Source organism: Pedococcus sp. P2_F6, assembly GCF_056403675.1.
In genome coordinates this window covers 131173-156129 of sequence record NZ_JBFUEZ010000001.1, presented here as the reverse complement: position 1 = coordinate 156129, position 24957 = coordinate 131173, and the positions used below count along the sequence as shown (strand labels likewise).

Annotated in this window: 21 protein-coding genes; 8 read left to right on the top strand and 13 right to left on the bottom strand. The window is 71.1% G+C overall.

The window, feature by feature from the left end:
- Nucleotides 1–61: 61 nt before the first annotated feature.
- The 5 genes from AC1DWP_RS00700 to AC1DWP_RS00680 all read left to right on the top strand — a co-directional run bounded on the left by AC1DWP_RS00700 (nucleotide 62) and on the right by AC1DWP_RS00680 (nucleotide 5113).
- Nucleotides 62–970, top strand: coding sequence for a M48 family metallopeptidase (locus AC1DWP_RS00700; protein ID WP_477612537.1), 909 nt, complete (start codon nucleotides 62–64; stop codon nucleotides 968–970).
- Complete coding sequence (locus AC1DWP_RS00695; RefSeq protein ID WP_477612536.1) at nucleotides 967–1944, top strand: phosphotransferase family protein; 978 nt, start codon at nucleotides 967–969, stop codon at nucleotides 1942–1944. The genes AC1DWP_RS00700 and AC1DWP_RS00695 overlap by 4 nt, the downstream gene beginning before the upstream one ends.
- 64 nt (nucleotides 1945–2008) lie before the next feature.
- Nucleotides 2009–2491 (top strand): type II toxin-antitoxin system PemK/MazF family toxin, encoded by a 483-nt coding sequence (locus tag AC1DWP_RS00690; protein WP_477612535.1) that lies wholly within the window; start codon nucleotides 2009–2011, stop codon nucleotides 2489–2491.
- 10 nt (nucleotides 2492–2501) lie between these two features.
- The gene (locus AC1DWP_RS00685) at nucleotides 2502–4487 is read left to right on the top strand and encodes an HNH endonuclease signature motif containing protein (protein WP_477612534.1); all 1986 of its coding nucleotides are present in this window, start codon (nucleotides 2502–2504) and stop codon (nucleotides 4485–4487) included.
- Between the two features lie 20 nt (nucleotides 4488–4507).
- Nucleotides 4508–5113: a type II toxin-antitoxin system PemK/MazF family toxin gene (locus AC1DWP_RS00680; protein WP_477612533.1), complete on the top strand. Its 606-nt coding sequence runs from the start codon at nucleotides 4508–4510 to the stop codon at nucleotides 5111–5113.
- 187 nt (nucleotides 5114–5300) lie between these two features.
- Here AC1DWP_RS00680 and rpsT read toward each other — a convergent pair whose 3' ends face one another.
- From rpsT to AC1DWP_RS00655, 5 genes are all read right to left on the bottom strand, one after another.
- The gene (gene rpsT, locus AC1DWP_RS00675) at nucleotides 5301–5561 is read right to left on the bottom strand and encodes a 30S ribosomal protein S20 (protein WP_477612532.1); all 261 of its coding nucleotides are present in this window, start codon (nucleotides 5559–5561) and stop codon (nucleotides 5301–5303) included.
- Between the two features lie 222 nt (nucleotides 5562–5783).
- Nucleotides 5784–6758, bottom strand: coding sequence for a DNA polymerase III subunit delta (holA, locus tag AC1DWP_RS00670; protein ID WP_477612531.1), 975 nt, complete (start codon nucleotides 6756–6758; stop codon nucleotides 5784–5786).
- 31 nt (nucleotides 6759–6789) lie between these two features.
- Nucleotides 6790–7266, bottom strand: a complete 477-nt coding sequence (locus AC1DWP_RS00665) for an XdhC family protein (RefSeq protein ID WP_477612530.1) — start codon at nucleotides 7264–7266, stop codon at nucleotides 6790–6792.
- Nucleotides 7267–7281: 15 nt separating this feature from the next.
- Nucleotides 7282–9540, bottom strand: coding sequence for an ATP-dependent DNA helicase (locus AC1DWP_RS00660; protein ID WP_477612529.1), 2259 nt, complete (start codon nucleotides 9538–9540; stop codon nucleotides 7282–7284).
- Between the two features lie 118 nt (nucleotides 9541–9658).
- A complete protein-coding gene (locus AC1DWP_RS00655) occupies nucleotides 9659–9889 on the bottom strand; it encodes a hypothetical protein (RefSeq protein ID WP_477612528.1) in 231 nt (76 codons plus the stop codon).
- A 155-nt stretch (nucleotides 9890–10044) separates the two neighbouring features.
- On the opposite strand from AC1DWP_RS00655, the gene AC1DWP_RS00650 reads away from it, so the two are divergent.
- Together AC1DWP_RS00650 and AC1DWP_RS00645 are read left to right on the top strand one after the other, a co-directional pair.
- Nucleotides 10045–12942 carry a helix-turn-helix transcriptional regulator gene (locus tag AC1DWP_RS00650; RefSeq protein WP_477612527.1) on the top strand — a complete coding sequence of 966 codons (2898 nt, stop codon included), beginning with the start codon at nucleotides 10045–10047 and terminating at the stop codon, nucleotides 12940–12942.
- 71 nt (nucleotides 12943–13013) lie between these two features.
- Entirely contained in the window at nucleotides 13014–15650 is a 2637-nt protein-coding gene (locus AC1DWP_RS00645; protein WP_477612526.1) for a DEAD/DEAH box helicase, read from the top strand.
- Nucleotides 15651–15662: 12 nt separating this feature from the next.
- On the opposite strand, the gene AC1DWP_RS00640 is transcribed toward AC1DWP_RS00645, so the two are convergent.
- Nucleotides 15663–16109 carry a GNAT family N-acetyltransferase gene (locus AC1DWP_RS00640; RefSeq protein WP_477612525.1) on the bottom strand — a complete coding sequence of 149 codons (447 nt, stop codon included), beginning with the start codon at nucleotides 16107–16109 and terminating at the stop codon, nucleotides 15663–15665.
- Between the two features lie 44 nt (nucleotides 16110–16153).
- Nucleotides 16154–17605: a GTPase HflX gene (gene hflX / locus AC1DWP_RS00635; RefSeq protein ID WP_477612524.1), complete on the bottom strand. Its 1452-nt coding sequence runs from the start codon at nucleotides 17603–17605 to the stop codon at nucleotides 16154–16156.
- Nucleotides 17606–17678: 73 nt separating this feature from the next.
- On the opposite strand from hflX, the gene AC1DWP_RS00630 reads away from it, so the two are divergent.
- Nucleotides 17679–18314: a class I SAM-dependent methyltransferase gene (locus AC1DWP_RS00630; RefSeq protein ID WP_477612523.1), complete on the top strand. Its 636-nt coding sequence runs from the start codon at nucleotides 17679–17681 to the stop codon at nucleotides 18312–18314.
- On the opposite strand, the gene ggt is transcribed toward AC1DWP_RS00630, so the two are convergent.
- The 6 genes from ggt to AC1DWP_RS00600 all read right to left on the bottom strand — a co-directional run bounded on the left by ggt (nucleotide 18311) and on the right by AC1DWP_RS00600 (nucleotide 24946).
- Nucleotides 18311–20152 (bottom strand): gamma-glutamyltransferase, encoded by a 1842-nt coding sequence (gene ggt / locus AC1DWP_RS00625; protein WP_477612522.1) that lies wholly within the window; start codon nucleotides 20150–20152, stop codon nucleotides 18311–18313. The two genes, AC1DWP_RS00630 and ggt, sit on opposite strands and share 4 nt — an antisense overlap.
- Before the next feature lie 114 nt (nucleotides 20153–20266).
- Complete coding sequence (dapF, locus tag AC1DWP_RS00620; protein ID WP_477612521.1) at nucleotides 20267–21130, bottom strand: diaminopimelate epimerase; 864 nt, start codon at nucleotides 21128–21130, stop codon at nucleotides 20267–20269.
- Nucleotides 21123–22106 carry a tRNA (adenosine(37)-N6)-dimethylallyltransferase MiaA gene (miaA, locus tag AC1DWP_RS00615; protein WP_477612520.1) on the bottom strand — a complete coding sequence of 328 codons (984 nt, stop codon included), beginning with the start codon at nucleotides 22104–22106 and terminating at the stop codon, nucleotides 21123–21125. Before miaA ends, dapF begins: the two co-directional genes overlap by 8 nt.
- A complete protein-coding gene (gene def / locus AC1DWP_RS00610; protein ID WP_477612519.1) occupies nucleotides 22057–22686 on the bottom strand; it encodes a peptide deformylase in 630 nt (209 codons plus the stop codon). The genes miaA and def overlap by 50 nt, the downstream gene beginning before the upstream one ends.
- A 55-nt stretch (nucleotides 22687–22741) precedes the next feature.
- Entirely contained in the window at nucleotides 22742–24262 is a 1521-nt protein-coding gene (miaB, locus tag AC1DWP_RS00605; protein WP_477612518.1) for a tRNA (N6-isopentenyl adenosine(37)-C2)-methylthiotransferase MiaB, read from the bottom strand.
- Nucleotides 24263–24295: 33 nt separating this feature from the next.
- A complete protein-coding gene (locus tag AC1DWP_RS00600; RefSeq protein WP_477612517.1) occupies nucleotides 24296–24946 on the bottom strand; it encodes a regulatory protein RecX in 651 nt (216 codons plus the stop codon).
- Between the last annotated feature and the right edge of the window lie 11 nt (nucleotides 24947–24957).

Below are 24957 nucleotides of genomic sequence, written 5' to 3'. Positions count from 1 at the left end.
GCGGATCGCCCAGCCGTCGAGACATAGCATCGGACGCGACCGACACAGCATCGAGGGGACCATGGCCGAACAGATCCGGTACGCCCACCCGCCAGGGGCACCGCAGCCCGCCGGCGAGGCGCCGCTGCTCCCCCCTGCCCCACCCGGGTACCGCCAGCACGTGCGGTCCCACCTGCGACACCCCCTCGAGAACCTTTGCCTGGTGGTCGTGATCCTCGGGTCGTTGCTCGTGTGGGCCGTGTCGGGCTACGAGGTGGCCTCGGCCATCATCGACCGTCGGGAGCCCGATCCCTATGCCGTGTTCTTCCTGGCGGCACCGCTGCTCATCTACTTCCTGCGTGGCCAGCTCTACGCGAGCCTGCGCCTGTCCGGCGTGAAGATCTCGCCGACGCAGTACCCCGAGGCACACCAGATGCTGCTCGACGCCTGCGCGCACTACGGTCTGCCGAAGGTGCCCGACGCGTACGTCGTCCTGGGCAACGGCATGATCAACGCCGCCGCCTCCGGGCACGGGTACCGCCGGTTCATCTTCGTCTACAGCGACCTGTTCGAGATCGGCGGGCAGGCACGGAACCCGGACGCGCTGCGGTTCATCATCGGGCACGAGGTGGGCCACATCGCCGCGGGCCACACGAGCTACTGGCGGATCCTGGCCATCAGCGGGGCACAGTGGATCCCGTTCGTCGGGTCGACGCTGAGCCGCAGTCAGGAGTACACCGCCGACAACTTCGGGTACTCCCTCGTCCCCCACGGCAGCGCCGGGGCGATGGCGACGCTCGCCGCCGGCAAGTACCTCAACCGCACGGTCGACGTGAACGCGCTGGCCGACCGGGCCACCACGGAGAAGGGCTTCTTCGTCTGGGTGGTCAACGCGTTGGCGTCGCACCCGGTCCTGGTCTGGCGCTCCCACGCCCTGCGCGACCGCCGCCGTCCGGGCCGGCTGCTGTGGAGGCCCAAGGACCGCCCGTGACCGATGAGGTCGACTACCGGCACACCTCCGTGCGACCGGCCTTCGCAGCGCTGCCACCGGAGGTGCGCGACGGCATCGCGACCGTGGCCGGGTCGCCGGTCGAGGTCGCCTCCCCACCAGTGACCACGGGTTTCACCGGCGCGTATGCCGGGTTGCTGGGCCTGCGCGACGGTCGCCGAGTCTTTGCCAAGGCTGCCGGGCCCTCGGCGCCCTTCGCCCTGCAGGCCATTCCGCGCGAGGCGCGCATCCTGCGGCTCCTCGCGGGCCGGGTGACCGCGCCGCAGCTGGTAGGGGCTACTTCGACCGGGGACTGGGAACTGGTCGTCCTCGAAGCCATCGACGGTGACATGCCCGGGACGCCGTGGACCCAGCGCGATGCCGAGGCGGCGCACGCCGCGTGCATCGAGCTCGCCCAGATGGACCCTTCGGTCGTGGCCGGGCTGACCGACGCCTCCCTGGCGCTCGACGTCGGCGGCGACGCCGCGTCGTTGGCGTGCCTGGACGACCTGGCGAACGGCGCGCGGTCGTGGCCGGACGGCATACCGCCACTGCCATCCGAGCGGGCGGCCGAGGTGGCCGGCCTCGGACGGCTGGCCAGCGAGGCCCTCGTCGGAGATCGCTTGGTGCACAGTGACCTGAGGCCGGACAACATGCTCATCACCCCGCAGGGCCGGGCGCGTCTGCTCGACTGGAACTGGGTCGCGCGTGGGCCTGCGTGGTGCGACTTCGTCGGGCTCCTGCCGTTGATGGCGCACCACGGTCTCGACGTCGACGGGATGGTCCAGCGGTCGCCGCTTCTCGACGATGTCGACCCGGAGGCCGTCGATGCCTTCCTCGCGGTCATCGTGGGCTACATGGTCGACGCGTGCGTGAAGCCGACGTTTCCCGGCTCGCTCAGCGCCGTCCGCGACCACCAACGTCAGATGGCGCGAACCTTTCTCGCCCTGCTGGGAGCGCGCCGAGGCTGGTCCTGACCGGCGCCTTCGGACCTGGCCGAACCAGCCGTGGTGTCGGGCGATCGTCAGTACCCTCGGGCCGATGGGGAACTCGACGCAGACCACGGCCAGGACCAACCAGGGGTGGCTCGGGCGACTGTGGCGATGGGTCACCGGCGCCTACCCGGGAGACTTCGTCGGCACCCCCGCGATGGAGTACTCCCCCGTCCCCGATGGGAGGCCGGATCCGGGTGAGATCGTGTGGACCTGGGTGCCGTTCGAGGACAACCACCGCGAGGGCAAGGACCGTCCCGTCCTGCTGATCGGGCGGGACGGGCGCTGGCTGCTCGGCGTCATGCTGACCACCAAGCTGCGCGGCGACTCAGAGCGAAGTCGGCGTGCGGCGCCGAACCGCGTGAGCATCGGTGTGGGTGCCTGGGACCGGCAACGGCGGCCCAGTGAGGTGAAGGTGGACCGGATCATCCGCGTGAAACCCAGCGGCATCCGGCGCGAGGGCGCAGCCATCGACGCGGCACGCTTCGCCCTGGTCGCCGAGGCGATTCGCGCTGTCGGAGGGTCCCGGTAGAGTCGAACGCATGTTCGATGCGTCCGTGACTTCCAGCGAGCTCCAAGGGGAGCTGGCCCGGTTGCGCGCGGATGGGCGTGACCGGTCCTTGGGTGAGCTGGTGGACCTGGCGGGTGAGTGCCAGTCGGTGATCAACCAGGCTGCGGCGTTGCAGATGCTGGCGATGGCGCACGTGGCGGCGATCGAGGACGTGGTCCTGGAGGACGGGACGATGGTGGAGCAGCACCGCGGGTTGGGGCACGAGCGCTTGGACGCGCCGGCCCTGGTCAGTGACCAGCTGGGGGTCAGCGACGCGGTCGCCGGCAGCCGCCTCGGCGCGGCCGTGGACCTGGTGACACGGGTGCCGGGGGTGTTCGCGGCCATGGGTGAGGGCCGCCTCGACGAGTACCGCGCCCGGGTCGTGGGTGAGGAGCTGCGGGACGCTGCGCCCGAGACCTGTGCCCTGGTGGTCGCGCGGATCGCCGACGGCCTCGGTTCGGAGCCGGCGGCGGCGCTGCGGCGGCGGGTGCGCCGCGTCCTGGGGGCGGTGGACCCGGACCTGGTGCGGGCCAAGGCGTCTCGGGCGCGGTCCGAGCGGAGCCTGCGCCGCTGGCCCGGGGACGAGCCCGGGGTGGACACCTGGATGGGCAGCTTCCCGGCCGAGATGTCGCGCAGTGGGTGGGCGGTGGTAGACGGGCTTGCGCGCGAGTACGTCCGCGGCGGCAGGGCGACAGGGGTGGAGCAGGCCCGCGCGGATGCGTTGATGGACCTGATCCATTCCCGCGCCACCGGCACGTTCGTCGTGCAGCTCGCCGTCCCCGCCGACCAGCTCGCCGGGCCGGACCAGCTGACCGCGCAGGACCAGCTGACCGCGCCGGACCAGCTGACCGCGCCGGACCAGCGCACGGCGACGCCTCACGAGTCCGTTGGCGACACGGCGCCCACCACGATCAGGCAGATGGCGGAGCCCCGCGGCAAGACGGTGCCGACCGAAGCAGGACCGGCGGTGGAGGCAGTTGCCGGGAGCGCAGCAGGTGCACGTGACGCCGACACGCTGGTGACGGTGGCTGGGTTGGGGATGCCGGGCACCACCCAGGTGCTGAGGTCGTGGCTCGACACCCTCGGGGACGCTGCTGACTCCCATCTCGACACCACGAGCCACACCACGAGCGACTCCACCAGCGACACCACGAGCCACACCACGAGCGACTCCACGAGCGACTCCACGAGCGACTGCGCTAGCGACTCCACCAGCGACACCACGAGCGACACATCGAGCGACGGGGCGGCAGGCATCGCACCGACCGTGCGCCACGAGGTGGTCGCCTGCGACGCCACGACCGGTGCCCTGTTGGCCGCGGCCACCGACCCCGACAGGACTGGTCGACAGCGTCTCACCGAGTCCAAGGCCTACCGTCCACCAGCGGCGCTGGTCGACCTGGTCAGAGCCCGGGATGGGCAGTGCCGCTTCCCCGGCTGCTCGGTCAACGCCCGCTTCTGCGACCTCGACCACGTCCGACCCTGGCCACTGGGGCCGACCGATGCGGCCAACCTGATGTGCCTGTGCCGCCGACACCACCGCATCAAGCAGACCGTCCGATGGCGGGTCCGCATCGAGCCCAACGCCACCGTCACCTGGACCGACCCGACCGGCAGGGTGCGCTCGACCCTCCCCACCGACTTCCTGCAACGCCTCGACGGCGAGCCACCGGCGCGAGTCACCCTGCCCAAGGGAGTCGGAGGGCCCGAGCGACGAGGGCCCGAAGCCGAGGCCGTGGGGCCGGTCGACGCGCCCGGAGTGCTCTGGTCGGTGTGGGAGGAAGAACTCGCCCACGAGCTGAGCCGGGCCGAACGCCACGGCAACAGACGGCGGGTCGTGCCCGACCGTGCCGAGGGGCTCGCCACCCAGCTGACCACTGGACGGGTCGGCTTCACCCTCGACCGCGCCTACGCGCCCGGCTGCCCGGGTCGGTGGTTGCGCCGACCGGCGAGTCTCGGAGGCGACCCACCGTTCTGAGCCGGGATAGCGTGACGCCCATGGCATCGGAACCGGCCTCCCTGCGATCACGCCTGGCCCGTCTCTGGCGACGAGCATCAACATCCGCCCGCGACGCGGCCTCGCCGACCCGCGACGCGGCCTCGCCGACCCGCGACGCGGCCATGTCGACCCGCGACACACAGCGTCCCGCGCGAGGCACCACGACTTCCCCGGCCAGTGCCGCGCATCAACGAGCAGCCACCGGCTATCCCGGCGACTTCACCGGCACGCCGACCCTCGACTACGCGCCCAAGCCTGACGGCGAGCCCGACCCGGGCGAGATCGTCTGGACCTGGGTGCCCTACGAGGAGGACCACCGCCAGGGCAAGGACCGACCGGTGCTGGTCATCGGTCGCGACGGCGCGTGGCTGCTGGCTCTCATGCTGACCAGCAAGGACCACGACCGTGACCACGAGCAGGAAGCCCGACATGGTCGGTACTGGCAGGACATCGGCTCGGGCGACTGGGACCGCCAGGGCCGTCCCAGCGAGGTCCGGGTGGATCGCATCCTGCGCGTGGACTCCTCCGCTGTGCGACGCGAGGGCGCGGTGCTCGACCGCGACCGGTTCGACCAGGTCGCGGCGGCCGTCCGCGCCGCGAGCTGACCGAGCCGCGAGCTGACCGAGCCGCGAGCTGAGCTCAGCCCCGCGGCATACCCGCTGCGGTGCCGCTGCCGGAGGGGCATGGCCGGAGGGGCATGGCCGGAGGGGCATGGCCCGAGGACAACGCGAAGGGCCGGTCACCCGTAGGTGACCGGCCCTTCGTGAGGTGTGCCGTGGAAGGCGACTCGCGTCAGAGCGAGGCGGCCTTCTTCGCCATGGCCGACTTCTTGTTGGCGGCCTGGTTGGCGTGGATGACACCCTTGCTCGCGGCCTTGTCGAGCTTCTTGCTCGCGGTCGCGAGAGCGTCATTCGCCGCAGAGGCGTCGCCGGAGTCGACGGCTGCCTGGAACTTGCGGATCCAGGTCTTGAGCTCGCTCTTGACGGCCTTGTTGCGCTCGGTCGCCGTGCGGTTCGTCTTGATCCGCTTGAGCTGGGACTTGATGTTTGCCACAGGTGTGTCTCTCTTGGTTGGTCGGTGGTTGCCGTTAGAGGGCGGCAGAAGTCTCTCGGGACCAGGCTGGTGGGGCGCCTGTGGTTGAGAGGCTCTGGATGGTGCTGCATGCGCGCACGACCATGCGCGCACGCGAGGGGCAAATCTACCAGCGAGGAGCCCACTCCCCCAAAACGTGGGTATGCCGCGTGCTCCCGACGCGGTCAGGTCGCGCCTGGGTGCTCACCGGCCGCTGCGGGCCTGCGTGATCGTGAGGACGGCGCGTTCGACGGCGTAGACCGGGTCGCGGCCACCGCCCTTGACCTCGAAGTCGGCGTTTGCGACTGCCTGGATCGCGTCGGCGAGCCCCTCGGGCCCCCACCCGGACAACCCGCGCCGGGCCTTGTCCACCTGCCACGGGGCCATGCCGAGGTCGCGCGCCACATCCGCCGATCGCCCACGACCAGCTGCGCCCACCTTGACGAGCTGGCGCAGCTGTTGGGCGAGCACGGCCACGATCGGCACCGGGTCGACCCCCGTGGCGATGGCGTGGCGCAGCAGCCGGAGCGCCTCGCCGGCGTTGCCCGCGACAGCGGCGTCGGCCACCTTGAAGCCGGTCGCCTCGACCTTGCCTCCGTGGTACCTGGCGACCAGGTCCTCGTCGATGGTGCCGGTGGTGTCGGCGACGAGCTGCTGGCACGCGGAGGCGAGCTCGCGCACGTCCTTGCCGATGGCCTCGATCAGTGCGCGCACGGCATCGGGGGTGACGCGGCGCCCCGCCCGACGGAACTCGTGCATGGCGAAGTCGGTCTTGTCACGGTCGGTCTTGATGGCAGGAGCCTCGAGCACGCGCGCCTGCGACTTCTTGAGGAGGTCCAGGACCTTCTTGCCACGCTGCCCCGACTTGTGGGTGACCACCAGGGTCACCTCGGCGTCGGGGGCGGCGAGGAAGGCGAGCAGGTCTTCCTGGAGCTCGTCCGGCGCCTCGTCGAGGTCCTGGACGACGATGCACTTCTCGCCCCCGAACAGCGACGGGCTGGCATGCATGCCGAGCGCGCCCGCCTCGTAGGTCTCGGCGGCCAACCGGATGACCTCGAGCTCGGGAGCAGAGGCCCGGAGCTCGTCGAGGGTGGTGCTGAGCGCACGGTCGGCGATGACGGCCTCGGGTCCGCTGATGAGGACGAGAGGGGGCACGGTGCGCGTCGCGGTGGCGGTCACGGGGACAGCCTCCCATGCGCCGGGGACAGCCTCAGCCGCCCGGACAGTAGGCCTCACCCGCGGGGAGCCCCGGGTGGACCGGACCCTCACGGTCGCTCACCGAGCCCCCACCACTGCGTCCCGCGCGGACAGCGATCACCTCGGCCAGGATCGCCACCGCAATCTCCCCCGGTGCGTTGGCCCCGATGTCGAGCCCGATGGGCGCATGCACCGTGGCGAGCTCGTCAGGCGTCACGCCGTGGTCCAGCAACCAGCCGCGCCGCCGCTCCTGCGTCCGGCGCGAACCCATGCCCCCGATGTATGCGGTGCCGGCCCCCAGACCCGCCGCGATGGCGGGGCCGTCCACGTCGTCGTGATGGCTCGTCACGACGAGCGCGTCCACTCCCTCGGGGACGGAGGGATCGTCGCTCGACAGGGTCACCGACCAGCCGAGCGGGGTGGCGAGGGCGACGAGTGCCTCGGCCACGGGCCCGGCTCCGACGATGTGCAGGGTGCAGGAATCCGCCATCCCGTCAGTATCGCCCTACTCGAAGGCGAGGGTGGCGGCTCCGGAAGCCTCCAGGCCGAGGCCCTTGAGGCGGGATGCGACGACATCGGCGGGCAGCTCCAGGCTCTCGGCGAGCTCGTCGACGGACAACCCGAGCTCGATCCCGTCGCGCAGCTCCTCGTCGGACTCGGCCGTCCAGGCGTGGCCGCCGGTCACCGCGGTGCGCGTCGACTCTGCGGGTGGCGGCGAGTCGGCCACCGGTCGAGGATGCTCCGCCACGTCCTCCCCCGTGGCCCCCATGGACGGGCCGACCAGCGCGCCGGTGATGCCGCGGAGGGCCGGCTCGTGCACCTGCACCGGAGGCGCCGCCGTCTCGTCGAGCCGCCTCAGCGCCGCCAACACCCGCTCGCGGTCGGTGGTCGGCCAGAACGGAGGCAGCGAACGCTGGAGGAACCCGGCATACCGAGCAGTCATCATGCGGGAGTCCAGGAAGGCGACGACGCCACGGTCGTCGGCGCGGCGGATGAGGCGCCCCGCCCCCTGCGAGAGGCGTAGCGCGGCGTGGGTCGCCGACACGGCCATGAAGCCGTTGCCCCCCATCCGGGCGATGGCCTGTGAACGCGCCGACGAGAGGGGGTCGTCGGGGCGCGGGAAAGGGATGCGGTCGATGATGACGAGCTGGCAGGCCGAGCCGGGCACGTCGACGCCCTGCCAGAGGGTAAGGGTGCCGAACAGGCAGGTCTGCGGGTCTCGTGCGAACTGTCGCACGAGGGTCGTGATCTGGTCCTCGCCCTGGCACAGGAAGCCGATGTCGCCGTCGAACCTCTCCCGCATCGCCTCGGTGGCCTCCTTGGCCGCGCGCATCGAGGAGAACAGGCCGAGGGTCCGCCCACCGGCCGCCCTGACCAGCGCCTCGATCTCGTCGAGCGTCTGCTCGCTCAGGCCGTCGCGTCCCGGTGCAGGAAGGTGTTGCGCCACATAGGCAATCGCCTGCTGGGGGTAGTCGAAGGGGCTGCCGACATCGAGTCCGCGCCATTCCGGCGCGCCCTCGCCCCGCAGGCCCATCGTGCCGGCAACGGCGTCGAACGTCCCGCCCAGCTCGAGCGTCGCCGACGTCATCACGACAGTGCGGTCGCCAAAAACCTTGTCGCGCAACAGCATCGCCACACTCATGGGCGCCACACGCAACACCGAGCCGCGTCGCTGGTCGCGACTCACCCACACGACGTCGAGGTCGCGCTGCTCGAGGACGCGCGATGAGTTCTCGAACATCTCGTCGATGGCGGCCTGCGCCACCTTGCGGGCACCGTCCGGCTCGACGCCCTTCTCCGGCTTGAGCTCGGACTGCACCTGCCTCGTCGTGTCCCTCACCCTCGCGAGCGCGAGCGACAGCGAGTCGGGTATGCCGTTCAGCTTGCCTTCGGGGAGCTGGTCGAGGACCCCCTGGAGGAAGACCGAGGCGTCGTCGACGGCGTCGGTGGACTCGGCGAGGCGTGCGGCTCGCTTGGCCGCGGCCGCGACCATCGAGGGCGTGATCTCGTCGGTGATCGTGGACGTGACCCGGTCGACCAGCTCGTGCGCCTCGTCCACGATGAGCAGGTCGTGCTCGGGCAGCATCTGGCGCCCTTCGAAGGAGTCGATCGCCATGAACGAGTGGTTGGTGACGATGACGTCGCAGTCCTTGGCCGCGTCGCGCGAGCGCTCGACGAAGCAGTCGGCGAACGCCGGGCACTTGCTGCCCATGCACTCGTGGGCGCTGACCGAGACCTGTCGCCACGCCCGCTCACTCACCCCGGGCACCAGCTCGTCGCGGTCGCCGGACTCGGTGGTGTCGGCCCACTCGCGCAGCCGCACCACTTCCTGGCCCAGGCGCGAGGCCGCGCGGTCGACCTCGGCGACCTCGAACAGCCCTTCCTCGTCGTCAGGGAAGCCACCCTCGAGCTTGTGGGCGCACAGGTAGTTGCGACGGCCCTTGACCAGCCCGTAGGTGGGTCGCTTCCCGAGCAGGGGTGCGATGGACTCGGCCAGCCGCGGCATGTCGCGGTCGACGATCTGCGCCTGCAGCGCGAGCGTCGCGGTGGCGACGACAGCGGGCTTGCCGGTCTTCTGGGCATGCATGACGGCCGGGATGAGGTAGGCGAGCGACTTGCCCGTGCCGGTGCCCGCCTGCACGAGGAGGTGCTCGTCCCTGGCCACGGCGTCCTCGACGGCGTGCGCCATCTCGACCTGGCCAGGACGCTCGACCCCACCGACTCCCTGGACGGCGGCGTGCAGGAGGTCGTCGAGACTGGCCATTGGGTCAGCGTATGCCGTGCGCCGGCTCGATCCGTCGCCTGTCCCCACCCCTCGCAGCTGACAGCCGTGACCCCGGCGCCGCGGGCGCCGGGGTCACAGTGGTCGGTTCCGGGTCAGGTCACCTCTCGTCCACCCAGGCGGGTGCCGGAACCCCGTTGCCCGTCAGGTTGTCGCACCCGACGAACTGGCTGTCCACGCGCTGGATGGCGCAGAAGTAGGTGACCGTCGGCTCCAGAGGCGCGGGGCCGGCGTCCTGGCGGGCGGCGGCCGGGAGCGTGCCCAGTGCGACGAGGAGTGCTGTGGCGGTGATCATGGGGAGAATCCGCCGGGTCTGCTGGATGGTGTTCACGGTGTGCTCCTGGTGCTGAGAGGTGTGTGGTGCTGACCCCTCCACGGTCCGGCCGGGAGGCCCTGACCCACATCGGGTGCACCCCCTCAGAAGCACCGCCGAAACCCCTCAAATAACGGGTGTCGGCCCGACGGGCACAGGAACACACTGGGGACGTGCCCCCTGCGGACCCGCTCTCGAGCGACGGCTTCGTCGGCCGCTCCGGCGAGCTCGACGAGCTCGCCGCGGCCCTGGCATCGGCACGGGCGGGCCACGGGCGTGCCGTGCTCGTTCTGGGCGAAGCGGGGGTCGGCAAGACCAGGCTGGCGCAGCAGGCCTGCGCGCTGGCCCGGGACTTCCTCGTCCTCACCGGCGCCTGCCTGCCGCTGTCCTCGATGAGCGTTCCCCTCCTGCCGCTGCGCGCAGCGGTGGGTGGGCTCCCTGCCGAGCAGCGACCCGCCCTGCGGCGTGCTGCCGGTGTCGAGGCCGCTGAGGAGTTCGACCGGTGGCTCGAGGACCGCTGCACCCAGGGTCCGGTCGCCCTCGTGGTCGACGACCTGCAGTGGGCCGATCCCGCCACGCTCGACGTGCTGATGTGGGTGCTGGCCGGGCTGACCACCCGCCGCCTGGCCTTGCTGGTGACGGTGCGCCGCGGGGAGGCGGGTCCCGGCCATCCGCTGCAGCGCTGGTTGGCCGACGTGCGGCGCCTCCCGGGGTTCGTCGAGATGTCCCTCGGACCGCTCGACCTCGAGGAGACCCGCGCCCAGCTCACGGGTGTGCTGGGTGAGGTGCCGCACGACACCCTCGTGCGAGAGGTGTACCGCCGCACTGGAGGCAACTCCTACCTGAACCGACTGCTCGTCCAGGGCCTCTCCCCCACCGCGTCTGCGCTCGGGCCCAGCCTCCCGGAGGACCTCTCCTCAGCGGTCCTGCGTGCCTGGCACCGGCTGGACACCCCGGCTCGCGAGCTCGCCCGGGTTCTCGCCGTCCAGGGCCGGGTCGCGGGCGACGGTGCACTGGACCGCGTGGCCGCCCTGGCCGGCGTGACCGACCTGCGCTCCGCACTGCGCGACTGCGTGGACGGCAACCTTCTCGAAGCCGACGGGAGAGGCGGTTACTGGTTCCACCACCCCCTCCAGGCAGAGGCCTTGGCGGGCAGTCTTGGCCGGTTGGAACGCGAACACCTCCATGCCGCCTTTGCCGGGGCCCTCGAGCAGGATCTTGCCTCGGCTGTGGCCGGCGCAGTGTCGGCGGACGAGTCGACCCTCGAGACCCTCAGCCTCATCGCCGACCACCACCGCCAGGCAGGTCATGCCAGCGAGTCGTACGCCGTGGGGCTCCGCGCGGCCGAGCTGGCCCAGGACCTGGGCGCCACGACCATGCAGGTGAGGCTGCTGCGGCGCGCCCTCGAGGTCAGTGAGCAGCTCGACGGCAGTGCCCCGCAACCGGCTACCGCCCTGTGGGAGCGGCTGCGTCTGGCGGCCGAGTCCGTCGGTGACTTCGAGGAGGAGCTCCACGCGGTCGAGGCCCTGCTGAGCAGGCTCGACGAGGGACAGGAACCGCTCGCCGTGGCCGAGCTCCTGGTGCGCCGACAGCACCTGCGGTTCATGACCGGCCGCGGCTTCCTCGACCCCGCCGAGATGCGACGGGCCGTCGAGCTCGCGGGACACGAGCCCGAGTCATGGCAGCACGCGCTCGCCCTCGCCGAGCTGGCGCACGCCGCTCTGTGGCAGGACGACGCCTCCTCCCCTCAGCTCGCCACGGCTGCGCTGGAGCGTGCCCGAGCCTGCGGCAACCCCCGCGCGCTGACCTATGCCCTGACAGCCAACGCCATGCTGGCGGTGCACGAAGATCGTCCGGACGACGGGCAGCGGCTGGGACGCGACGCCGTCCAGGCGGCCGTCGAGGCCCGGGACGGGTTTGCGTTCGTGCACGCGACGCTGTGGGAGGCGAACTCCGTCGAGGGACCGATCAGCCCCGAGTGGATTGCCATGGTCGGTCGGCGCCGGGCCGAGCTCGCCGACCTGGGGATGCCGCACCCGGTGATGGCGTGGCTGGCGTGCAACGAGGCTTTCGGCCAACTCCACGCCGGCAACCTGGAGGCCTGCTCACAGCTGCTCCGGATGGCCCTGGGGTCCACACCGGGAACGCTCGCCGACGTCCAGACCCGCCTGAGCGCCGCCTGGATGGCAGCAATCCAGGGCCAGACGCACGAGGCAGAGGGTCACCTGGCCCGCGCGGACGAGTTGTTCGCCGAGACGTCGACCTTCCTGGCCTTCGAGTTCGACGCCGTCCGAGCCATGGTGCTGCTCTCGGGCGGGCACCTCCGCGCCGCGCTCGATGCGGCCTTGACGAGCGCGATGAACCAGGGGGCACCCGCCACCATGTGTGAGTGGCTGCTACCCCTCGCCGCACGGGCTCTCGCCGACCTGGTGCAGCAGGAGCGCGACACCGGTTCCGACCCTGCGGGTCTCCTTGCCGAGCTCGATGCACTCACAGCCAGGTTCCCGGAGACCCTCGCCGAGATGGGCGGGATGAGTCGCTTCTACGAGCGGCAGCTGGCCGGTCTCGGGGCGATGTACCACGCGGAGGTTGCCCGCGCCCGTCAGGCCGCTGACGAGCCCTTCCTGTGGGAGCAGGCGTCGAACGCCCTTCACCAGCTGCTGCCCTGGGAGGAGTGCTACTCGCTGTGGCGGCAGGCGGGATCGCTGTTGCTCGCAAGCCATGGCAGTCGCGACGACGGTGTCGACGCGCTGCGCCGCTCGTACGCCCTGGCCCGGACGCTGGGCGCGCAGCCCATCATCGCGGAGCTCGAGGCGCTGGCCCGGGGCACCCACGTCCGCCTCGCCGACCCGGTCACCAGCGGTCCAGCCACCGGGGACGCACGCCAGGTCGGCCTCACGGCGCGCGAGACGGAGATCCTCGGACACATCGTGGCCGGTCGCACCTACGGCGAGATCGCCAGGTCCCTCGTGGTCAGCGAGAAGACCGTCAGTTCGCACGTCAGCCACCTGCTGAGCAAGACGGGGTGCGCCAACCGCGTCGACCTCGCGCGCTGGGCCACGCGCACGTAAGCCACCGGCATACTCGATGGTGGAGCCGGGCGTGGCCGCGGACCGGACCACGCCCTGCGAGGATGGCGGCGATGACTGTTGACCACGCGAGCCCCGAGGCCGCGAGCCCACCACTGCTCACCGACCTCCTCCCGGCCGGGGTCGCGGAGCCGGACGACGTGTATGCCGCGTTCGACGGTTGGGCGCGCGACCGTGGGCTGCCGCTGTATCCGCACCAGGACGAGGCCCTGCTCGCCGTCCTGGCCGGGGAGAACGTCGTCCTGTCCACGCCGACGGGCTCGGGCAAGTCGCTCGTCGCCACGGGAGCACACCTGGCCGCGCTGGCCACCGATCGGGTGAGCTTCTACACCGCCCCCATCAAGGCGCTGGTGAGCGAGAAGTTCTTCGCGTTGTGCGAGATCTTCGGCGCGTCAGAGGTCGGCATGCTCACGGGCGATGCCTCCGTGAACCCCGACGCGCCGATCATCTGCTGTACCGCCGAGATCCTGGCCAACCTCGCCCTGCGCGAGGGAGCCGACGCCGACGTGGGTCTGGTCATCATGGACGAGTTCCACTTCTACGCCGAGCCCGACCGGGGCTGGGCCTGGCAGGTGCCCCTGCTCGAGCTGCCGCAGGCGCAGTTCGTCCTGATGTCCGCGACCCTGGGCGACCTCACCGACCTCGCCGAGGACCTGACCCGCCGCAACGGCCGGGCGACGACCATGGTCACCGGCACCGAACGACCCGTGCCCCTGAGCTTCACCTGGGCCCTGACTCCGCTCTCCGAGACGATCGAGGAGCTGCTCACCACCCACCAGTCCCCCGTCTACATCGTCCACTTCACCCAGGCAGCGGCGCTCGAGCAGGCCCAGGCACTGCTGTCGCTCAGGGGCACCGTCAAGGCGGACAAGGCCGCGATTGCCGAGCGCATCGGCGGGTTCCGGTTCACCGCCGGCTTCGGACGGACCCTGTCCAAGCTGGTCCGCTCCGGGATCGGGGTGCACCACGCGGGGATGCTGCCGCGCTACCGGCGGCTGGTCGAGCAGCTCGCCCAGGACGGCCTGCTCAAGGTCATCTGCGGGACCGACACCCTCGGCGTCGGCATCAACGTGCCGATCCGCACCGTCCTGTTCACCGGGTTGGTCAAGTTCGACGGGTCCCGGCAACGGGTTCTGAAGGCCCGCGAGTTCCACCAGATCGCCGGACGGGCCGGACGCGCGGGGTTCGACACCAGCGGTTCGGTGGTCGTCCAGGCCCCTGAGCACGTCATCGACAACGCGCGGGCCATCGCCAAGGCCGGCGACGACCCCAAGAAGCTCAAGAAGGTCCAGCGTCGCAAGCCGGCCGACGGAGAGGTGTCGTGGACCGAGCAGACCTACGACAAGCTCGTCGCCGCGGAACCCGAGCCGCTGGTCTCCCGGATGCGGGTGGACCACTCGATGATCCTCAACGTCGTCCAGCGGCCGGGCGACCCGGTGCGCGCCCTCAGCCATCTCCTGCGGGACAACCACGAGACGCCGCGCGGGCAGGCCAGGCTGTCCCGTCGCGCCATCACGCTGGGCAGGAGCCTGCTCGACACCGGCGTGCTCCGCCGCATCTCGCCGCCCGACCCTGACGGGCGCACCATCGAGGTGCGTGGTGAGCTCCAGCACGACTTCGCCCTCAACCAGCCGTTGGCACCGCTGGCCCTGGCCGCGCTCGACGTGCTGGACCCGCGGTCCCCCACGTACGCCCTCGACGTCGTCTCGGTCATCGAGGCGATCCTCGACGACCCCCGCCAGGTCCTCATGGCGCAGCAGTTCAAGGCCCGTGGCGAGGCAGTGGGCGAGATGAAGGCGGAGGGAGTCGAGTACGACGAGCGGATGGCTCTGCTGGAGGACGTGACGTGGCCGCGGCCGCTCGCCGACCTGCTCGAGGCGACGTTCGAGATCTTTCGGCAGAGTCACCCGTGGGTGTCGGAGTCGGCGCTGTCACCCAAGTCGGTGGTCCGCGACATGTACGAGCGCGCCATGACCTTCACCGAGTTCGTCTCGACCTACCAGCTGGCCCGGTCCGAGGGCCTGGTCCTGCGCTACCTCACCGATGCCTACCGGACGCTGCGTCAGACGGTGCCTGACGCCCACCACAGCGAGCAGTTCGACGACCTCTTCGAGTGGCTCGGCGAGACGGTTCGCCAGACCGACTCCTCCCTCCTCGACGAGTGGGAGGCGCTGACCGACCCCGACGCCAACGAACGCCTGGAGGAGCTCGAAGGACTGGCAGCACACGGCGGCACCCGACCCACCCGCCCGATCACGTCGAACGAGCGTGCCTTCCGGGTGATGGTCCGCAACGCGATGTTCCGTCGCATCGAGCTCGCCAGCCGTGACCGGTTCGGCGACCTCGCGGCTCTCGACGCCTCCCAGGCAGCACTCCCCGAGCCGCCACGCCACCCCCTGATGGACGGGGAAGCGTGGGACGAGGCGCTCGGGGCCTACTACGCCGACCACGACACGATCGGCACCGACGCCGAGGCCCGCGGACCCCAGCTCCTGAGAATCACCCCGTCGCAGGGGCCCCCGCCGGGGGCGCTGGAACCGGAGACCGAGCACCGCCTCTGGAACGCACGACAGACCATCCACGACCCCGAGGGCGACCACGACTGGGTGATCGAGGCGGTGGTCGACCTCGAAGCCTCCGACGAGGCCGGCGAGCCCGTGGTCCTCACGACGGCGATGCGCCGCCTCTGACCTACTGCCGAATCACGGGGTGGTCGTGAGGTCCAGGGTCATGAACACGCTGAACTCGTCGGCGAGGTAGGGCCCGAACGGGCCGCAGGCCGTGAAGCCGTACGCGGCATACATCGTCCGCGCGGGGGCGAACTCCTCGGGCGAGCCTGTCTCGAGACTCAGCCTGGTGTAACCGCGCCGCCGGGCCTCGACCACGACGTGGTCGAGCAGCGTTGCCGCCACCCCACGCCGACGGTATGCCGGTGCGGTGCGCATCGACTTCAGCTCGCCGTGGGTGGAGTCGAGCTCGCGCAGGGCCGCGCAGCCGAGCACGTCTTCGCCGTCCCACAGGCTCCAGAAGCTCAGGTCCGGCGTCCGCAGCCGGTCGAGGTCGAGCGCGTGCACGCTCTCCGGTGGCGAGTAGCGCCGCATGTCTTCGACGTGCTCGGCCAGCAGGGCCTGGACCTGGGCCGTGTCCAAGCCGCCCAACCGGATGTCCAAGGCGCGTGACCGGGTTGAGCGCCTCAGGCCGCGAAGCCCGCGAGCTCGCTGGCGAGCTCCGGGTGGACACGAGCCTTGAGCAGGGTGCCGGTTCCGGTGTGCTCGCTCGAGAGCACCTCTGCCTCCTGGTGCAACCGGCTGACCAGGTCGCCGCGGTCATACGGCACCAGCACCTCGACGTCGATCGTGGGGCGAGGAAGCTCGTCGGCGATCAGCGCGCGGAGCTCGTCCAGCCCGGCGCCCGTGCGGGCCGAGACGACGATCGAGTGCTTCTCGTGACGCCGGATCCGGTCGAGCACCTCCGGGTCGGCCGCGTCGGCCTTGTTGACGACGATGACCTCGCGGACGTTGGCGGCCTCGACGTCGGCCAAGACCGCCCGGACCGCGCTGATCTGTCCCTCGGGGTCGGGGTGGGAGCCGTCGACGACGTGCAGTAGCAGGTCGGCGTCGGCCACCTCCTCCAGCGTCGACCGGAAGGCCTCGACCAGCTGGGTGGGGAGCTGCCGAACGAAACCGACCGTGTCGGCAAGGGTGTACAGGCGACCGTCCTCGGTCTCGGCACGACGGACGGTCGGGTCGAGGGTCGCGAACAGCTGGTTCTCGACCAGCACCCCGGCGCCCGTGAGGCGGTTGAGGAGAGAGGACTTGCCCGCGTTGGTGTAGCCGGCGATGGCGACGCTCGGCACCTCGTGGGCCTTGCGGCTGAGGCGGCGGGTGTCGCGGCTGGTCTTCATCTCCTTGATCTCGCGCCGGAGCTTGGCCATCCGGGTGTTGATGCGGCGCCGGTCGAGCTCGATCTTGGTCTCACCGGGACCACGCGACCCCATGCCCTGGCCGCCGGCAGCCTGGCCACCGGCCTGGCGGGACATCGACTCACCCCAACCACGCAGGCGCGGCAGGAGGTACTGCAGCTGGGCCAGCTCGACCTGGGCCTTGCCCTCCTTGGACTTCGCGTGCTGGGCGAAGATGTCGAGGATCAGGGCGGTCCGGTCGATGACCTTGACCTTGACGACGTCCTCGAGCGCGCGCCGCTGGCTGGGCGTGAGCTCGGTGTCGCAGATGACCGTGTCGGCGCCTTCGGCGATGACGATGTCACGCAGCTCGATGGCCTTGCCCGAGCCGAGGTAGGTGCCGGTGTCCGGCTTGGCGCGGCGCTGGACGAGCCCGGCCAGCACGGTCGAACCCGCGGTCTCGGCCAGTGCGGCGAGCTCACGCATCGAGTTGTCGGCGTCCTCGGCGGTGCCCTCGGTCCAGACCGCCGCGAGGACCACTCGCTCGAGCCGCAGCTGGCGGTACTCGACCTCGGTGATGTCCTCGAGCTCGGTGGACAGCCCCGCGACACGGCGCAGGGCAGCGCGGTCCTCGCGGTCGTACTGGTCGCCGTCGTAGCCGGGCCCGTCGCTGTCGAGGAATCCGTCCTCGGTCGCCAGCGCGGTGGCCTTCAGGTCAAAGATGTCTGATCGCTTCAGTGTCATGTCCCCTCAAGAATCTCATCTTTTCAACGGGCGCAGCGACCGGTTTATGTCCTTCCGTCTACCGTTGGCCCCGATGAGCACGCCAGACCACTACTTCACGGCCGCACCGGCGAGCCCCGCACAGCAGCGCACCATCACGGTGCGACTGGCCGGGAAGACCGTCGACGTTCGCTCGGCCGCGGGCATCTTCAGCCCCGGCGGGGTGGACCAGGGCACCGCCGTCCTGCTCCGGCACGCCCCCGCACCACCCACGCAGGGCGCCCTGCTGGACCTCGGCTGCGGCTGGGGCCCGATCGCCCTCACCTTGGCGCTCCGATCGCCCCAGGCGACCGTGTATGCCGTGGACGTCAACGAGCGTGCGCTGGACCTCCTGCGCACGACCGCGGCGTCGCTGGGACTGGACAGCGTGCACGCGAGCCAGCCGGACGGCATACCCGAAGAAGTGCGGTTCGACGCGATCTGGTCGAACCCGCCCATCCGGGTCGGCAAGGCGGTCCTGCACGACCTGATGCTCACCTGGCTCCCCCGGCTGGCGCCGGGCGGCGTCGCCTACCTCGTCGTGCAGAAGAACCTCGGCTCGGACTCGTTGCAGCGCTGGCTGGTCGAGAACCTCGACCCCCACGTGCATGCCGTGTCGCGGTTCACCTCGGAGAAGGGCTTCCGGATCCTCGAGGTGCGTCGTTCGCCTGCCGACGCGGCAGGCGCCTAGCGACTCGGCCGCACCACCATCGCCGACCCACCGCCACGCCGCGTCGTCTCGGCCGCCGCCTCGGCCTTGCCGTGGCCGAGGAGCCGGATCGCCACAGCGTTGCCGATCGGGTCCTGGAGGGCGAGCACGTGGCCCTGGGCGCGGAGCGCCGCGGCCTCGGGCGAGTCAAGCAGGGCCTGCTCGGCGTTCTCGGTGCCGTTGCGCGAGGACAACCGTGGTGCCGCGATGGCGTCGACGAGGGACAGGTCACGATCGAGGTACTCCGTGATGATCTGGGCGACGGTCGTGATGATCGTGGCGCCGCCGGGGCTGCCCACGCTCAGGAACGGCTTGCCGTCCGCGAGGATGATCGTCGGGCTCATCGACGAGCGCGGGCGCTTGCCGGGACCAGGCAGGTTCGGGTCCGGGACCCCTTCCTTGAGCGGCGCGAAGTTGAAGTCGGTGAGCTCGTTGTTGAGCAGGAACCCGTAGCCCGGAACGGTCAGGCCTGAGCCGCCGTACTGCTCGATCGTCGTCGTGAACGAGACGACGTTGCCCCAGCGGTCGGTCACCGAGAGGCTGGTCGTCGAGCGGCCGTCCGGCGCGGCCGGCGTGCGACCCGCGCCCGGGGCGCACGAGGCATACGAGCCGTCCGGCGACCCGAACGGGACGGGGCGCGTCATCGCCGTCGCCTCGGAGAACAGGCAGGCGCGCTCGTTGGCGAAGCCCTGGCTGAGCAGCTCCCGGGTGGGGACGTCCGAGACGTCACCGACCCAGCGGTTACGGTCAGCGAAGGCGGTGGCGGAGGCCTCGCTGAAGCGGTGCAGGTACTCGGCGTTGCTCACCTGCGACAGGTCACGCCCGGTCTGCCGGTCGTAGGCCTCAAGCAGGTTGAGGATCTCGCCCACGGCGATGCCACCGGAGCTCGGAACGCCCATGCCGTAGACGTCGAGCCCGCGGTAGCTGGCATGGGTGGGCTTGCGGTCGAGGGCCCGGTAGGCAGCGAGGTCGCGCAGCGTGATCTGCCCCTTCAGGACGGTGTCGCCCGGTGCGGTGCTGGGGTTGCGCGCCTCGTCGACGATGGCCCGCCCGAGCGTGCCGCGATAGATCGACTCGACCCCGTGCAGCCGGATCTCGCGGTAGGCCTTGGCGATGTCGGGGTTGTTCCATCGGCTGCCCACCGCCGGCGCCTTGCCACCGCGCAGGAAGACTCGGGAAGTCTCGGGGAAGCGCGCGAAGCGGGCCTCGTTCTCAGCGGTCAGGTCGTGGAAGGACTGGTCGACGACGATGCCGTCGACGGCCTTGCGTTCGGCTGGTTCGAGGAGCCGTCCCAGCCGCATGGTGGCGTGCAGGTCGAGGGCGCGCTGCCACAGCGCCGGGGTCCCCGGCACCCCCACGGACAGGCCGGAGTTGACCGCCGTGGCGAACGGCAGTGGAGCTCCCGTGGCGGGGTCGATGAACGACTCCTCGGTGAAGGTCGCGGGCGCGGCCTCCCGGCCGTCGATCGTCGAGACCTTGCCGCTACGCCCGTCGTGCCACACGAAGAAGCCACCTCCACCGATGCCGGAGGTGTAGGGCTCGACGACGCCGAGCATCGCCGCCACGGCGATCGCGGCGTCAGCGGCGTTGCCCCCGCGTCGGAGCACGTCGATCCCGGCCTGGCTGGCGTCGCGGTCCACCGACGAGACTGCACCGCCGTAGCCGGTCATCTGCGGCACCTTGGGCAGCTGGGCAGCACCTCGACCAGCGTGGTGTTCCGGCCCGGCCGACGCCGCCACGGGGGCGACCAGGGCGACGGCTGCGGTGAGGGCTCCGACGAGCGCGGTGGAGAGCAGGGTACGGGGACGCTGAGGGCTCATGAAACGACCGTATTCCGGCATTTCGGGCTTCGCACCTCGGGGCGAACGTGGGGCACCAGGACCAGCCAGAGCCGTCAGGCCGGCCAGAGCAGCCGGACGGGCCAGAGCAGCGGGTCAGACCAGGTCAGTGGTGCCGTCGGCGACGAGGGCAGCGGGGCCGGCCAGCTCGACGTCGTGGCCAGGGAGGGCCCGCACCCTGAGTCGGCCACCGGGGACGTCCACGGTCCACGTGTCCGTCACGTCGCCGGCCCAGAAGCGGGTGGCCAGGGCTGCGGCGGCGGCRCCGGTGCCGCACGACCGGGTCTCCCCCACGCCACGCTCGTGCACCCGCATGCGGATGTGCCCGACGCCCATGGGCCGGACGAACTCCACGTTGCTGCCGTGCGGAGGAAGCGGGTTCACCAGCGGAAGCCGGTGCAGGTCGAGGGAATCCAGGTCGATCTGCTCAGGCAGCGCGACCACGGTGTGGGGATTGCCGAGGTCGAGGCTGAGCGCAGAGAGGGGCTCGTGCCCGTCGAGGTGGACGAGTGCGTCGAACCCCTCCTCGTCGGCGATCACCTGCTGGGCCAGGCGCCACGGCCCGAGGTTGACCGCGATGAGGTCGGGCGACTCGAACCGGACCAGCTTGGTGCCGGCCCTGGTCGCAATGGAGAACTCGTCCGCCGTCTCGAGGCCCTCACGGCGCAGGTACGCCGCGAAGACCCGCGTCCCGTTGCCACACATCTCGGCGACGCTGCCATCGGCATTGCGGTAGTCCATGAACCACCTGGCAGCCTGAGCCTGCGCCAGGATGCCGCCCTCGGTCGCCAGGGCAGTCGGCACCACCCGGATGACGCCATCACCACCGATCCCCGCGCGCCGGTCGGCCAGCCGGGCCGCCTGCTGCGCGGTCAGGTCGCGGACACCCTCGAGGTCGGGCACGAGCACGAAGTCGTTCTCGGTCCCGTGGCCCTTGGTGAAGGGGGTCTGGTCAGCCATGGGCCCCATTGTCCCTGATTGCCGCCCGGACCAGGGCAGCTGCCTGGTCGGTCACGTCGGGGGCGAGCGCATCGAGCCACGTGATGCGCGGGTCGGGGTTGAACCACGACTCCTGACGGCGGGCGAAGCGTCGGGTCAGCGCGGTCGTCTGCTCCTGCGCCCGCTCGGTGGTGAGGATCCCGTCGAGCTCAGCCAGCGCCTGCGCGTAGCCGAGCGCGCGTGAGGCCGTCCGGCCCTCGCGCAACCCCAGCGACTCGAGGTGACGCACCTCCCCCAGCAGCCCCTGCTCCCACATGTGCCGCACCCTGGTGGCGATGCGTTCGTCCAGTCGGGCGCGCGGCATTCGCAGGCCGACCATGACGGCGGGCTGCACGAAGGTGCGCGTGGGCATCGTGGCCGAGAACGGCCGCCCGGTCAGCTCGATGACCTCCAGGGCGCGCACGATCCGTCGCAGGTTGCCTGGCTCCATCGCCTGTGCCGCAACGGGATCCAGCTCTTCGAGGCGAGCATGGCTCGCGGCAGCACCGACCGCGTCGGCTTCGGCTTCGAGCCTCGCGCGCACTGCGGCGTCTGTCGGGGGGATGTCCAGGACGTCGAGGGCAGCCCGGACATAGAGTCCCGAGCCGCCTGCCAGAACCGGGTGGTGCCCGCGGCCCTGGATGGCGGCGAAGTCGGCTCGAGCCGCCGCTTGGTAGGCGGCAACGCTCGCCTCCTGCGTCACCTCGAGCACGTCGAGCTGGTGATGGGGTATGCCGCGGCGCTCGGCGAGCGGGACCTTGGCCGTCCCGATGTCCATCCCGCGGTAGAGCTGGCTGGCGTCCGCACTGACCACCTCGCCACCAAGGGCTTCGGCCAGGTCCAGCGCGAGGTCTGACTTGCCGGTCGCGGTGGGCCCGACGACGCCGACGACCATGGGGGTCATCGGGTCACAGGTCGTGCTCGTGGTCGTGCCAGTGCGCGCTATCGGGGTCGTCATGGTCGTGGTCGTGGCCGAACGGATCCGGGTCGACACCGGGGTGCCATGCGAACCCGGGCTTGCCCCATCCCTGCTTCTTGACCGCCTTGCGCGCCTTCCTGGCCCACCGCTCGCTCAGTCGGTCGACGTAGAGGAACCCGTTGAGGTGGTCGTACTCGTGCTGCATGCAGCGGGCGAACCAGCCGGTGGCCGAGAACGAGAGCTCCGCACCATCGACGTCGAAACCGGTCACCGTCGCCGACTCGCCGCGCTTGAGCGGGAAGCTCTCCCCTGGCACCGAGAGGCATCCCTCGGCCTCGTCGTGCGGGTCCGGCTCGTCGAGTGAGGGCTTGGTGGACGTGAGGTAGGGGTTGACGATGGCCCCCCGCGCGGGGACGCCGTCCTCGTTGTCCATCTGCCAGGTGAACACGCGAAGGCCGACGCCGATCTGGGGAGCGGCCAGGCCAACTCCGTGGGCAGCGTCCATGGTGTCGAACATGTCCGCGACGAGGTCGCGCAGGTCGTCGTCGAACTTCGCCACGGGTTCGGCCCGGCGGTGGAGCACGGGCTCGCCGGTGATGACGATGGGGCGGACGGTCATGCCGGGAAGTCTTCCAGACGGTGCCGGCCGCACCGGATTCCGGGTGGCGCCGCGCTCAGCCGCACGACGGCGCCGGGACCGCGGCCGGTCGACCCACACCCGGCATACCCAGGGACACACCCGGCTTGCCCGGGACCGGCGCGTCCTGCAGGGCGGCCCAGGCGTCGCCACCCGCGGTGCGCCGCACCGAGTAGGCGCCACCCTCAAGGGCGGCGTCAGCAACGAGGTGGTGGGGCGCGCCGTAGGTGACACCGACAGTGACCATGTCGCCGGGGCGAGGGCGTTCGGCACCCTCCGGCACGGCGAAGTGGACCAGACGGTTGTCGCGGGCGCGGCCCGAGAGGCGGTGCGTCGCGGTGTCCTTGCGACCTTCACCGGTGGCGACGAGGACCTCGACGTCCCGACCCTCGACGGTGCGGTTCTCGGCCCAGGAGATCTCCTCCTGTGCCGCGATGAGCCGTTCGTACCGCTCCTGGACCACGGCCTTCGGCACCTGGTCCGCCATCGTCGCAGCCGGGGTGCCCGCGCGGATCGAGTACTGGAACGTGAACGCGCTCGCGAACCTGGACTCTCGCACCACCCGCAGCGTCTCCTCGAAGTCCGCCTCGGTCTCGCCCGGGAAGCCCACGATGATGTCTGTCGTGATCGCGGCGTCGGGGATCTGCTCCCGCACGCGGTCGATGATCCCGAGGAACTTCTCGCTCCGGTAGGACCGGCGCATCTGCTTCAGGACGCTGTCCGACCCCGACTGCAACGGCATGTGCAGGCTCGGCATGACGTTGGGGGTCTGCGCCATCGCGGCGATGACGTCGTCGGTGAAGGCCGCCGGGTGCGGGCTCGTGAAGCGCACCCGCTCGAGTCCGTCGACCTCGCCGCAGGCCCGCAGGAGCTTGCCGAACGCGAACCGGTCGCCGAACTCGACGCCGTAGGTGTTGACGTTCTGCCCCAGCAGGGTGATCTCGACGACCCCCTGTTCGACCAGGGCCTGCACCTCGGCGAGCACGTCACCGGGGCGCCGGTCGGCCTCCTTGCCGCGCAGGCTCGGAACGATGCAGAACGTGCAGGTGTTGTTGCAGCCCACCGAGATCGACACCCAGCCTGCGTAGGCAGAGTCGCGTCGGGTGGGCAGGGTGCTGGGGAACACCTCGAGGCTCTCGAGGATCTCGACCTCCGCCCGTTTGTTGTGGCGGGCCCGGTCGAGCAGGGCGGGCAGGCTGCCGATGTTGTTGGTGCCGAACACGACATCGACCCAGGGGGCCCGCTGCACGATGGTCGAGCGGTCCTTCTGAGCCATGCAGCCGCCGACCGCGATCTGCATGTCGGGGTTCCTGGTCTTCGCGGGACGCAGCTGACCGAGGTTGCCGTAGAGCTTGTTGTCGGCGTTCTCACGCACCGCGCAGGTGTTGAAGACGACGACGTCGGCCGCCTCCGGCCGCGTGGTCGCGGGCAGGCTGTTGACGTCGACGTAGCCCGCGGTCTCGAGCAGGCCCGCGAGCCGCTCCGAGTCGTGCACGTTCATCTGGCAGCCGTGCGTGCGGACGTCGTAGGTCCTGGGTGCAGTGGTGGTGGTACTCATCGCACGCCAAGGGTACGTGGTGAAGGCGCCAGCTCAGTCTCGCTGGTGCTCGGGGGTGGCGGCGATCGCCTCGCGGATGACCGCCATCGCCAGGTCTGCGGGGTAGCCCTTGCGCGCCAGCATCCCCGCGAGCCGGCGTTTCTGGACGACGGGGTCGAGCCCGTGCATCGACCTCAGCCGCTTGGTCACGAGCTGTGCGGCACGGTCCCGCTCGTCCTCGGGGTTGATCGACTCCAGCGTCGCCCGGGCCGTCTCGTCGTCGACGCCCTTGGTCCGCAGCTCGCGGGCCAGCGCGCGCCGGGCCAGTCCCCGACCGGCTTGCTGCGACCGGACAAGCATCCCCGCGTAGGCCTCGTCGTCGACCAGCCCGACCGAGGCCATCCGGTCGAGCACTGCTTCGGCGACGTCGTCGGGGCAGTTGCGCTGGCGCAGCTTGTCACGCAGCTGCTGGCGACTCTTGGGCGACAACGCGAGCTGTCTCAGCACGATCTGGCGCGCGACGTCGTAGGCATCCGGCTCGCCGTCACGGGTCTGCAGGTCTGCCTCAGGGTCACCGGGAATGGGCTGCCAGGCCCGTGGGCGTGCCGATCTCGGCTGCCGCTCGTCGGCCGGAGCGGGCGTCGCGGACGTCGCGGCCAGGGCCGCCTCGAAGGCTGCCCTGGCCGCGTCGTGTCGTTCAGTCATTCGGGATCACT